At 36.1% G+C, this 11,968-nt stretch carries 9 protein-coding genes; 6 read left to right on the top strand and 3 right to left on the bottom strand.

The features are described from left to right. Positions 1 to 544 precede the first annotated feature (544 nt). The 3 genes from infB to rimP all read right to left on the bottom strand — a co-directional run bounded on the left by infB (position 545) and on the right by rimP (position 5,312). Positions 545 to 3,514 (bottom strand): translation initiation factor IF-2, encoded by a 2,970-nt coding sequence (gene infB, locus JO178_RS00315; protein WP_291930271.1) that lies wholly within the window; start codon positions 3,512 to 3,514, stop codon positions 545 to 547. A 77-nt stretch (positions 3,515 to 3,591) separates the two neighbouring features. Beyond that, positions 3,592 to 4,827: a transcription termination factor NusA gene (nusA, locus tag JO178_RS00310; protein WP_291930270.1), complete on the bottom strand. Its 1,236-nt coding sequence runs from the start codon at positions 4,825 to 4,827 to the stop codon at positions 3,592 to 3,594. Positions 4,828 to 4,844: 17 nt separating this feature from the next. Then, positions 4,845 to 5,312 carry a ribosome assembly cofactor RimP gene (gene rimP, locus JO178_RS00305; protein ID WP_291930268.1) on the bottom strand — a complete coding sequence of 156 codons (468 nt, stop codon included), beginning with the start codon at positions 5,310 to 5,312 and terminating at the stop codon, positions 4,845 to 4,847. A 214-nt stretch (positions 5,313 to 5,526) separates the two neighbouring features. Between rimP and JO178_RS00300 the strand changes: the two genes are divergently transcribed. The 6 genes from JO178_RS00300 to JO178_RS00275 all read left to right on the top strand — a co-directional run bounded on the left by JO178_RS00300 (position 5,527) and on the right by JO178_RS00275 (position 11,967). Beyond that, complete coding sequence (locus tag JO178_RS00300) at positions 5,527 to 6,840, top strand: UDP-glucose/GDP-mannose dehydrogenase family protein (RefSeq protein ID WP_291930266.1); 1,314 nt, start codon at positions 5,527 to 5,529, stop codon at positions 6,838 to 6,840. Between the two features lie 8 nt (positions 6,841 to 6,848). Further along, on the top strand, positions 6,849 to 7,928 hold the full coding sequence (gene rfbB, locus JO178_RS00295; protein ID WP_291930265.1) for a dTDP-glucose 4,6-dehydratase: 1,080 nt from the start codon (positions 6,849 to 6,851) through the stop codon (positions 7,926 to 7,928). 32 nt (positions 7,929 to 7,960) lie between these two features. Continuing rightward, complete coding sequence (gene rfbA / locus JO178_RS00290; protein WP_291930263.1) at positions 7,961 to 8,824, top strand: glucose-1-phosphate thymidylyltransferase RfbA; 864 nt, start codon at positions 7,961 to 7,963, stop codon at positions 8,822 to 8,824. Between the two features lie 172 nt (positions 8,825 to 8,996). After that, positions 8,997 to 9,845: an ABC transporter permease gene (locus JO178_RS00285; RefSeq protein WP_291930259.1), complete on the top strand. Its 849-nt coding sequence runs from the start codon at positions 8,997 to 8,999 to the stop codon at positions 9,843 to 9,845. Positions 9,846 to 9,905: 60 nt separating this feature from the next. Beyond that, on the top strand, positions 9,906 to 11,159 hold the full coding sequence (locus JO178_RS00280) for a polysaccharide ABC transporter ATP-binding protein (protein WP_291930258.1): 1,254 nt from the start codon (positions 9,906 to 9,908) through the stop codon (positions 11,157 to 11,159). Between the two features lie 37 nt (positions 11,160 to 11,196). Next, positions 11,197 to 11,967 (top strand): FkbM family methyltransferase, encoded by a 771-nt coding sequence (locus JO178_RS00275; protein ID WP_291930256.1) that lies wholly within the window; start codon positions 11,197 to 11,199, stop codon positions 11,965 to 11,967. The last annotated feature ends 1 nt before the right edge of the window (position 11,968 follow it).

Below are 11,968 nucleotides of genomic sequence, written 5' to 3'. Positions count from 1 at the left end.
GCGCAAATATGTTAATAAATATTAATACCAGCAAATTTTTAACTTCATCAATCTTTTATAATTTTCACAATATGAACAACTTACAATTCAAAAGATAAAAATCTCACAATTTTTATATAAAAAAATAAATAAAAAAATAAAAAATAGTTTAAAAATACGGCCATTTATAAATTATTCATATTTAGTATATTTTTTATTTATACTCAATCTAAATTAAACAAGTCGTTTAAATAGCTCCTTTTTTCTTAGAATACTTTAATAAAAAGAACAGTTATTTATTTTTCAACACTAAACATTCCCTTTGTTTACTGATAAAACAAACTCATTTGTCTAAATTTACTCACCGGCGAATGACAATTATAAATTTCATTTCAATAATCAAAAAAAACCAATAATTAAACATACATTTAACCAAAACATTAGTCAATACTCATAAAAAATGAAAATTTAAAAAAAATAATAAAACCCGATTCCAGTTTATAGTTTAATTAAACAAAAAAAAGCGCTGTCCACAGGACAGCGCTTTACAATATATCTAAAGATATTATTTCAGCTTTTTCTTAACAGCTACTTCTTCATAAACCTCAAGAATATCACCGATTTCAATATCGTTATACCCTTTCAGGTTAAGACCACATTCGTAACCTTTGGTCACTTCTTTCACATCGTCTTTGAAACGTTTTAAGCTTTCTAATTCTCCATCGAACTTCACAATACCATCTCTCAGTAGACGTACTTTTGACTGTCTTGTTACTTTTCCGGTAAGAACCATACAACCAGCAATTGAACCAACTTTAGAGATCTTAAATACCTCACGGATTTCAACATTACCAATTACCTGCTCCTGAATTTCCGGAGAAAGCATTCCTTCCATTGCTTCTTTTACCTCATCGATAGCTTTATAGATTACAGAATATGTTCTGATTTCAATTTCTTCACGGTCTGCAAGTTCTTTTGCATTAGCACCCGCTCTTACGTTGAACCCGATGATAATCGCATCTGACGCTGCCGCTAAGTTGATATCAGATTCTGTGATCTGTCCTACACCTGAGTGAAGAATTTTCACGCTGATCTCCTCTGTCGACAATCTTTGTAACTGATCAGAAAGTGCTTCCACAGATCCATCCACGTCACCTTTAAGGATAATATTCAGTTCTTTGAATTCTCCTAAAGCAATACGTCTACCTAATTCTTCAAGCGTTGTATGTTTTTTCGTTCTGATAGAAAGTTCTCTCTGAAGCTGCTCTCTTTTATTAGCAATAGCTTTTCCTTCACTCTCGTCAGCATATACTCGGAATTTATCCCCAGCTGTTGGCGCTCCGTCCAATCCTAAGATTGTGGCAGGAATTGAAGGCCCGGCTTCCGCCAGATTTTTACCTCTTTCATCAAGCAAAGCTTTTACTTTACCGTGATTCTTACCTGCTACTACGTAGTCTCCCACTCTTAAAGTTCCGGTTTGCACCAGCATTGTTGCTACATAACCTCTTCCTTTATCCAAAGATGCCTCGATAACAACTCCGTTTGCAGAACGATCCGGATTGGCTTTTAATTCAAGCATTTCAGCCTGTAATAAAACTTTTTCCAATAGCACATCTACATTATTACCAAACTTCGCAGAAATTTCCTGCGCCTGAACGTTTCCTCCCCATTCTTCAACTAAAACCGGCGGATTTAAACCTGACAGTTGCTGACGGATGTTGTCCGGATTTGCATTTGGCTTATCAACTTTATTGATTGCAATAATCATTGGAACCTGTGCAGCTTGAGCGTGAGCAATTGCCTCTTTCGTCTGTGGCATCACATCATCATCAGCAGCAATTACAATAATTGCAATATCTGTAATCTGTGCACCTCTCGCTCTCATTGCCGTAAAGGCTTCGTGACCTGGTGTATCCAAGAATGTAATTCTCTGTCCATTTTCCAGTTTCACATTATAAGCACCGATGTGCTGGGTAATACCTCCGGATTCCCCGGCAATTACGTTGGTCTTTCTAACGTAGTCAAGTAATGACGTTTTACCGTGGTCAACGTGTCCCATTACAGTAACAACAGGTGCTCTTGACACTAAGCTTTCTTCTGTATCAATTTCATCTTCTGACTCTGTATCCTCAAGATCCGCATCAGAGAATTCAATTTTATAACCGAATTCGTCAGCTACTAATAATAAAGTATCAGCTTCCAGTCTCTGGTTCATGGTTACCATCACTCCTAATGAGAAACATGCAGAGATTACTTCAGTTGGTGAAACATTCATCAAACTAGCCAATTCACCTACTGTGATGAATTCTGTTACTTTAAGAGTTCTGTCTTGTGCCTCAAGCTCTTGTTGACGCTCATCCTGCTCTCTACGGAAAGTCCTTTTATCCTTTCTGTGTTTTGCAGATTTAGATTTCCCACCTTTATTGGTAAGTTTTTCTAAAGTTTCTTTAATTTGATTCTTAACCTGTTCATCAGTTAACTCAACCGGCATAACTCTCTGACCCGGTCTGTTGTTCTGGCCTCCTTTCTTGAAGCCACCACCTTGGCCACCCGGACGATTTCCGCCCTGGTTATTACCGAAACGGTTTCCTCCCTGACCTCCCTGACCTTGAGGGCGGTTTCCTTGTCCACCTTGACCCTGATTACGGTTTCCACCTTGTCCACCATTATTATGCTGACGGTTTCCTTGGCCTTGACCTCCCTGGTTGTTATTGTTATTATTGTTATTATTTCCGGAGTTTTGATGAGTCCCCTGCCCCTGATTATTCTGGCCTGGTTTTTCAATTCTCTTTCTTTTCTTTTTTGCTCCAGAACCTGGTTTTGGGGCGAACTGAGTTAAGTCTATCTTCTCACCAACGATCTTAGGACCGTCAAGTTTCTGATATACTGTTTCAATTTTTTGTGGCTCCTGAGATTCAGGTTCAGCCTCTACTTTGGGTGTTTCCACTTTTTTCTCCTCTGCAACTACTACAGGTTTCGGAGTCTCTTTTATTGGTTCCACAGGCTTTACTTCTTCTTTTTTCTCCTCCATTTTTGGTTTGTCTTTTTTTACGGGTCTATTTCTAGATTCTATCTGAGACAAATCAATTTTATCCAAAACTTTAAATTCCTGCTTTTCAGGAGCTGCTTTCACTTCCGGTTCTTCTTTCACGATTTCTTCTTTCTTTTCTTCAACCGGTGTTACTACAGGAGCAGCAGGGGTTTCTTCAACTTCAGGTTTACTAGGCTCTAAATCTATTTTACCTAAAATTTTAGTTTCTGGTTTATTTGCTTTAGCTCTTATCACTTCAGGGGTTTTCTTCTCTTCAATTTCCAGTTTTTCTTCCGGAACTTTAGTGATCACCACCTCATGGGAAGCTTTTCTTTGTTCGCCATCTTTAGCAAACTCAGCTTCCAATGCAGAATATGCCGATTCTTCCAATTGAGCGTTAGGATTGCTTTCAACCTCGAATCCTTTAGACTGTAAAAATTCTACTAATCTGGACATCGAAATGTTGAATTCCTTAACCGCTTTATTTAATCTAATTTTTGGCATCTATATTATTTACTGTTTTTTAATTTTTAAAATTAAAGTATTTTCTTTTTACTGTTTATTAAAATTTATTTAAAATTTTAATCTTCAAATTCTTCTCTCAGAATACGTTTTACCTCTTCGATTGTTTCTTCTTCAAGGTCAACCATATTTAAAAGACTCTCAGTTTCTTTATCTAATACTGATTTTGCAGTTGTAAGTCCTACTTTCTTAAATTCATCCAAAATCCACTGCTCAATATCGTCATTGAATTCTCTCAATTCAACATCGTCATCTTCGCTGGACTCTCTGTATACATCAATCTCATATCCTGACAACCAAGAAGCCAGTCTGATATTCTGTCCCTGTTTTCCGATTACTTTAGAAATTTCCTCAACAGGAGTATATACCAGCGCATAAGTTTGCTCCTCATTGATATCAATTTTATTGATCGTAACATTTCCTAAAGCTCTCTTCACCAAAATCTCAGGGTTTTTAGACCACTGAATAACATCGATGTTTTCATTTCTCAACTCTCTTACAACCCCATGAATTCTGGATCCTTTAACACCCACACAAGCACCAACAGGATCAATTCTGTCATCATAAGCATCTACTGCGATCTTCGCCTTTTCACCCGGAATTCTCACTACCTTTTTCAGGATAATTGTTCCGTCCTGAATTTCAGGAATTTCCAGCTCTAATAATTTCTCCAGGAATTTAGGAGCAGTTCTGGAAATGATAATCTGTGGCTTAGAACCTTTAAAATCTACTGTTTCAACAATAGCTCTGATATTCTCACCCTTTTTAAAGAAATCGGATGGGATCTGGTTCTCTTTCGGTAAAATAAATTCATTGCCTTCATCATCCAATAAGATAACATGCTTATGACGGATGTGGTGGATCTCTCCTACAACGATTTCACCAATTTTATCTCTAAACTGCTCGTACAGCATTGCATTATTGTGCTCCTGAAGTTTTGTTGCCAAAATCTGCTTTAAGGTAAGAATATTTCTTCTTCCCAGCTGTGCAACAGGAATTTCCATTGTAAAATCCTCTCCTACTTCGAATGTCGGGTCTATCTTTTTAGCCTCGGAAATTTCAATTTCCAGGTCATCATCCTCAGACATTTCATCCTCTACAATTGTTTTATTTAAAAATATCTGAAAATCTCCTTTATCAGGGTTTACAATCACATCAAAGTGATCATCTGAATCAAATCTTTTTCTCAAAAGTGTCTTCAGTGAGTCCTCAATAATTGCCATAAGATCAATCTTACTGATCCCTTTTTCGTCTTTAAAATCACCAAAGGATTCAATCAACGCTATATTATCCATCTATTCTTTTTTCTTTTTTAAAATTTAATTACTACTAATGCCTTTTTGATATCAGAGTAAGGAATTTCTTTTTCCTCCTCCACATCTACTTTTCCTTTTCCGATATCCTTCGGTTTGCGATAACGTAAAATAAGAGTGATCTTATCTTCATCTACTTTTCCCAATTCACCCTCAATCTTAGAAGAATCTTCCAGCATAACCTCAATCTCTCTTCCTAAATTTTTCATGAATTGTCTTGGAGTGGACAGCGGCTCACTCAGTCCTGCAGACATTACCTGAAGACTGAAATCATGCTCCTCACGGTCCATATTGAATTCTATTGCACGGCTTGCATCAAGACAGTCCTGCAAAGAAACCCCATTGTCACCATCTAAAATCACTGTAATATCATCCCCTGCAGAAAATTTAAGATCAATAAGGAACAGATCTTTTCTGGTTTCAAGGAATTCATTTAATAATTCTTCAATTCTCTTTCTAAACTCCATACATTGTTTTATCTTAATTTACTGTACGAAAAAAGGCTTTCTTCCGAAGCCTTCCCATTTTTACCGTAAATCCATTGCAAATATACGTTTTTTTTCTAAAAAAGCAAAATTATCTTATTATCAAGCAAATAGCATAAATTTCATTTACAATAAATTAAACAAGCCCATGAAAGTATTTTTATTATTTTTGTCTTGAATTTTTAAAACAAACATTTTGAATATAACGATTGTAGGAACAGGTTATGTAGGGCTAGTCACAGGAACTACTCTCGCAGAACTTGGCAATTCAGTATACTGTGTTGATATTGATGAAAAGAAAGTTGAAGGTATGAAAAACGGCGTTGTTCCCATCTATGAGCCGAACCTTGAAGAAATGTTTTTGAGAAACATCCAATCTGAGAGATTATTTTTCACGACCAACCTTAAAGAAGCACTGGACAAAAGCGAGGTTATCTATCTTGCACTCCCAACTCCTCCGGGAGAAGATGGCTCTGCAGACCTGTCATATGTTCTTCATGTTGCCAATAATATCGGCGAAATGATGACGGAATATAAGGTCATTGTCAACAAAAGTACCGTACCGGTAGGAACTGCAGATAAAGTAAGAGAGGTTATATCTTCAAAAACAGACCTCTCATTTGATGTGGTTTCAAATCCCGAATTTTTAAGAGAAGGTTTTGCTGTTGAAGACTCCATGAACCCTTCAAGGGTAGTGGTTGGAGCAAGTTCTGAAAGAGCAAAAGAAATCATGTCTAAAATCTATCAGCCTTTTACCAATACCGGAATCCCGATTATTTTCATGGATGAAAAATCATCTGAGCTTACAAAATATGCAGCCAATTCATTCTTAGCCGTAAAGATTACTTTCATGAATGAGATCGCTAATTATTGTGAAAAAGTAGGTGCCGATGTGGACAAAGTAAGATTGGGAATGGGCAGTGATGACAGAATTGGTCATCGGTTTTTATTTCCAGGGATCGGATACGGAGGAAGCTGTTTCCCTAAAGATGTGAAGGCATTGATCAAATCAGGAAAACAGGAAGATTTCAACTTTCAGATCCTTGAAGCTACAGAAAATGTAAATACCGCGCAGAAAGTCATTTTAGTTTCTGAAATTGAAAAATATTTCGGAGGAAGTATTAAAGGCAAGAAAATTGCAATGTGGGGGTTAGCATTTAAAGCGAATACGGATGATATCCGTGAAGCGTCATCTTTAGATAATATTGCTCTTCTCCTGGAAAAAGGAGCTGAAGTCATTGCCTATGATTCTGTTGCAGAAAGCAACGTACAGAAACTTATGGGTAATAAAATACAATATGCAAAAGGAATGTATGACGCTCTGGAAGGTGCAGATGCTTTATTTATTTCAACCGAATGGCCAGAGTTTAAAAATCCTAATTTTGAACTCATGGCTAAAAAAATGAAGAATAAAGTTATTTTTGATGGCAGAAATATGTATCCGTTAGAAGTTCCCGAACAAAACGGGTTTTATTATAAAAGTATAGGACGAAAAACAATTTTAAAGTAAACAAAAAAATGAAAAATATAATTATTACAGGAGGAGCTGGTTTTATCGGATCACACGTTGTAAGAGAATTTGTAAAAAACAATCCGGATAGCACCATCATTAACCTTGATGCTCTGACTTATGCCGGAAATCTTGAAAATTTAAAAGATATCGAAAATGAGCCGAATTACGTTTTCGAAAAAGCAGACATTACAAAGCCTGAAGAATTAAGAAAGGTTTTTGAAAAATACAATCCGGATGCAGTAGTACATTTAGCTGCAGAAAGTCATGTGGACAGAAGTATTACCGATCCTATGGCATTCATCAATACCAATGTAAACGGAACGGCTAATCTTCTTAATCTTTGTAAAGAATTCTGGACACTCAACCCGGATCATACTCACGGAAGATTTCCGGATGAGAAGAGAACCAACTTGTTTTATCACGTGTCAACAGATGAAGTATATGGTAGCTTAGGAGAAACAGGATTCTTTTTGGAAACTACTTCTTACGACCCTCAATCACCATATTCCGCATCAAAAGCAGCTTCTGACCACTTAGTAAGAGCGTATGGAAACACGTATGGAATGCCATTTATTGTATCCAACTGCTCAAACAACTATGGGCCCAATCATTTCCCTGAAAAGCTGATCCCTCTTTGTATCTCTAATATTATTAATGAAAGACCTTTACCTATTTATGGTGACGGAAAATACACCAGAGACTGGTTATTTGTAATCGATCATGCTAAAGGAATCCACCAGATCTTCAACGAAGCAAAAACCGGAGAAACTTATAATATAGGAGGATTCAATGAATGGCAGAATATTGACCTGGTTAAAGAATTAATCAAACAGATGGATGCTAAACTTGGAAAACCGGAAGGTTATTCTGAAAAACTGATCACATTTGTCAAAGACAGACCGGGGCATGATAAGCGTTATGCTATTGATGCTACTAAATTAAATAAGGATTTGGGGTGGAAACCTTCCGTAACATTTGAAGAAGGATTAGGAAAAACCATAGACTGGTACCTTGAGAACAAGGAATGGCTCGAGAATGTAACCAGCGGAGATTACCAAAAATATTATGAAAATCAGTACAATTAGTATTGTCAATCACAGAATATAAAATAAAAAAGATGAAAGGAATAATATTAGCCGGAGGATCCGGAACAAGACTTTACCCTTTAACGATTGCCGTAAGTAAGCAGTTAATGCCTGTTTATGACAAACCGATGATTTATTATCCTCTTTCTACGCTTCTTTTAGCCGGAATTAAGGACATCCTGATCATCACAACCCCGCATGACCAGCCTGGATTCATTAAATTATTAGGAGACGGCTCCCAAATAGGCTGTAATATAGAGTATGTAGTACAGCCAAGCCCGGACGGACTGGCGCAGGCATTCATTCTGGGTGAGCAGTTTATCGGAAATGATCCGGCTGCGCTTGTCTTAGGAGATAATATTTTCTACGGTTCCGAAATGGGGACATTATTAAAAAACAAAACAAACCCCGATGGCGGTGTTGTATTTGCTTACCACGTTGCAGATCCCGAAAGATACGGAGTAGTGGAATTTGATGATGACTTTAAAGCAATCTCTATTGAAGAAAAACCTTTACAGCCAAAATCAAACTATGCCGTTCCCGGACTTTATTTTTATGACAATACGGTTGTGGAAATTGCCAAGAATATCCAGCCTTCCGCAAGAGGCGAGCTCGAGATCACGGATGTAAATAATGTTTACCTTAAACAGGGAAAACTTGAAGTAGGTGTACTGGACAGAGGAACTGCCTGGTTAGATACCGGAACTTTCGATTCTCTGCATGACGCTTCTGAATTTGTTAGCGTTATTGAAAAAAGACAGGGCTTTAAAATTGGATGTATTGAAGAAATTGCTTTCAGAAATAAATTCATCAATGAGGAAAAGCTATTGGAAACCGCTGCCAAATATGGCAAAAGTGGTTATGGTGAATACCTGAAACAGCTTATCCGTAAATAATCATACGATTTATAAATTTCACAGACTATTGGCTTTACAGCCAATAGTTTTTGTTTGTAACAACAAATATCAATATATTAGTTGTTGTTTTTGGCTTTGTGCAAAAATATGTTTCACAAACTAAGAAATATGGTAAGAATTAATTATTATAAATTTGTAAAAACTTACACAGATGAATGAACCACAACAAAAGTGGACCGAAACAATTGAAGCTGATCATTCTTTATTTGATATAAAGCTTAAAGAAGTATGGAGATATAAAGATCTTATCTACATGTTTGTAAAAAGAGACTTTATATCCAGCTTTAAACAGACCATTTTAGGGCCAATCTGGTTTTTTATCAATCCTATTTTCACCACCATTACCTATCTGATTATCTTTGGAAGATTCGCAAAGCTCCCGACAGATGGAGCTCCGGGGGTTATTTTTTATCTTGCCGGAGTCACTTTATGGAATTATTTCTCAGGAGCACTGCTCGGCACATCGGCAACCTTTACCGGAAATTCCAATATTTTTGGTAAGGTATATTTCCCAAGACTGGTTACCCCGATCTCTATTGTTATTTCAAACTTAATGCGATTAAGTGTACAGTTTCTTTTATTCCTGATCGTCTGGGCATACTATGTGATCAATCATGAAATTTCCCCGAACTGGTGGGTACTGGCCACTCCTTTTCTACTTGTTCTGATGGCTTTATTTGCCCTGGGAATGGGAATGATTTTTTCAGCATTAACAACAAAATATAAAGATTTAAGCATGCTACTGGCTTTCGGTATCACGTTATATATGTATGCGACACCAGTGATCTATCCTGTATCAATGTTACCGGGATATTTCAAAAGCCTGGCAAAGTTTAATCCATTAACAGGTATTTTCGAATGCTTTAAATACGGATGGCTGGGAGTAGGTGATTTTTCTCCTGCCATGTTAATTGCGAGTACGGTGATCATTTTAATTCTTCTTGTGGTAGGAGTGGTTACTTTCAATAAAGTTGAAAAAACATTTATGGATACGGTATAAACACAGTATAAACTTTACCGCCGTAAAAACACCTGAATAAAAAATTTAAAACACTAAAACATGCTAGCTTTAAAAGCAGAAAATATATCAAAACAATATCGCCTGGGTGAAGTGGGGACAGGAACTCTTTCTCATGACCTCAACAGATTCTGGCATAAAATGAGAGGGAAAGAAGATCCCTATCTCAAAGTTGGTGAAGCCAATGACAGAACTTCCAAAGGTAATTCTGATTATGTATGGTCTCTCCGGGATATCAATTTCGAAATTGAACAGGGAGATGCCGTAGGAATTATCGGAAGAAACGGTGCCGGAAAATCTACCCTTCTCAAGCTTTTAAGTAAAGTAACAAAACCTACTACAGGGAAAATATATACTCATGGAAGAATCGCTTCATTACTGGAAGTAGGAACCGGTTTTCACCCGGAAATGACGGGTCGTGAAAATGTATTCCTGAATGGTGCTATTCTAGGCATGACCCGAAAAGAGATCAAACGAAAATTTGATGAGATTGTAGACTTTTCCGGAGTTGAAAGATATATTGACACTCCAGTAAAGAGATATTCTTCCGGAATGTATGTACGACTAGCCTTTGCAGTAGCAGCTCATTTGGAATCCGAGATTCTGATTGTAGACGAAGTATTAGCTGTGGGAGATGCAGATTTTCAGAAAAAATGCTTAAACAAAATGAGTGATGTCACCAAGGGAGAAGGAAGAACTATTCTTTTTGTAAGCCACAATATGGCTGCCATTAAAACTTTATGTACCAAAGGTGTACTACTTGACACCGGAAAAGTGGTTTATCAGGGTAATATTGATGAGACTGTTTTAAGATATTTAGGTAGCAATAATTCATACAATACAAATCATTTTATCTACGAGAATATTAAAAATGAATTTTTCAAACTAGAAGAAATTACTTTAAAAAATTCGTCAAAAAGTATGAATGAGCCTCTGGATGAAAATGAAACAATAGAGTTTATTACAAACTTCATTTTGGATACTGATCAGCCTGAGCGTTACCATATCACCTATCATCTTAAAAACGATTATGGAGAAGCTTTATTTTCATTTTACAATACTGATATTAAATTTAATAAAGGAAATAACTCTCTCATATGTACTTTTCCTAAAAAATTCTTTCAATCAGGAAATTATTATTTAAGCTTTTTTTTAGTTGAGGATAAAAGCAAATCTATTATTATGGAGAATGATATTGTTTCTTTTTCAGTAGTTGACGGTAATAGAGAAATAGGAGTTTATATGGGGCGAGAACCTGGATTTATCCGCCCTGAATTTAATTGGGAGTTACAATAATTCAAAAATAAGTACCAAAATAATACACCTTATCATCATGAAAGAAATTATACAAAAGGCAGCCAATAAATTGGGTTACAGAATTGTTAAGAACACGGTTAATTATCATTCTGTTCCTAACACTCCTGTCATGGAGAATGATAAAAATAATCTATTAAATAAGTTTTACAGTACTTTAAAAAAATTGAATTTCCAGCCCAACTTCATTATTGATATCGGCGCTAATACAGGTACATGGACAAGAGAAGCATTAAAGGAATTCCCCAATGCTTGTTATCTTCTAATAGAGCCACAGGAAAGACTTTCTGAATACTTTAAAGATTTACTTCAAAATCAAAAGATAAAATATCTTCCTGTAGGAGTCGGTGATAAGAATGATGTTCTGAAATTCACGATTCATGAAAGAGATGACAGTTGTTCATTTATCTATTCGGAAGAGGAAGCACGTCAAAGAGGCTTTAAGCAGATTGAAGTGCCAATAAAGACCTTAAATACAATCATACAAGAAAACCAATTACCATACCCCGATATTGTAAAAATTGATGCTGAAGGATTAGATTTAGAAGTTTTAGATGGAGCATCTGATTTTTTTGGAAAAACAGAAGTCTTCATGGTAGAAGCTGGAATTCAAAATAAGATTTATAAAAATTCTTTAATTAAATTAATAAATAAAATGGATGAAGCCGGCTATGAAATGTATGATATAACAGATTTAAACAGACCATTTGATCTCCCTGTTTTATGGCTTGTTGAAGTTGTCTTTGTCAAGAAAAATGGAATACTCACTCAACTCCCTTTGAATATTTAAC

Origin of the sequence: Chryseobacterium sp., assembly GCF_019236175.1 — a bacterium.
Classification (GTDB): Bacteria; Bacteroidota; Bacteroidia; order Flavobacteriales; family Weeksellaceae; genus Chryseobacterium.
Note: the sequence above shows the minus strand (reverse complement) of the source record. Positions and strands in the feature narration are given on the sequence as shown.

What these genes read in the sequence shown, in the direction of transcription:
- infB (WP_291930271.1), bottom strand. Translation starts at nt 3,514, where the DNA reads ATGCCAAAAATTAGATTAAATAAAGCGGTTAAGGAATTCAACATTTCG.
- nusA (WP_291930270.1), bottom strand. Translation starts at nt 4,827, where the DNA reads ATGGATAATATAGCGTTGATTGAATCCTTTGGTGATTTTAAAGACGAA.
- rimP (WP_291930268.1), bottom strand. Translation starts at nt 5,312, where the DNA reads ATGGAGTTTAGAAAGAGAATTGAAGAATTATTAAATGAATTCCTTGAA.
- rfbB (WP_291930265.1), top strand. Translation starts at nt 6,849, where the DNA reads ATGAAAAATATAATTATTACAGGAGGAGCTGGTTTTATCGGATCACAC.
- rfbA (WP_291930263.1), top strand. Translation starts at nt 7,961, where the DNA reads ATGAAAGGAATAATATTAGCCGGAGGATCCGGAACAAGACTTTACCCT.
- JO178_RS00285 (WP_291930259.1), top strand. Translation starts at nt 8,997, where the DNA reads ATGAATGAACCACAACAAAAGTGGACCGAAACAATTGAAGCTGATCAT.
- JO178_RS00280 (WP_291930258.1), top strand. Translation starts at nt 9,906, where the DNA reads ATGCTAGCTTTAAAAGCAGAAAATATATCAAAACAATATCGCCTGGGT.
- JO178_RS00275 (WP_291930256.1), top strand. Translation starts at nt 11,197, where the DNA reads ATGAAAGAAATTATACAAAAGGCAGCCAATAAATTGGGTTACAGAATT.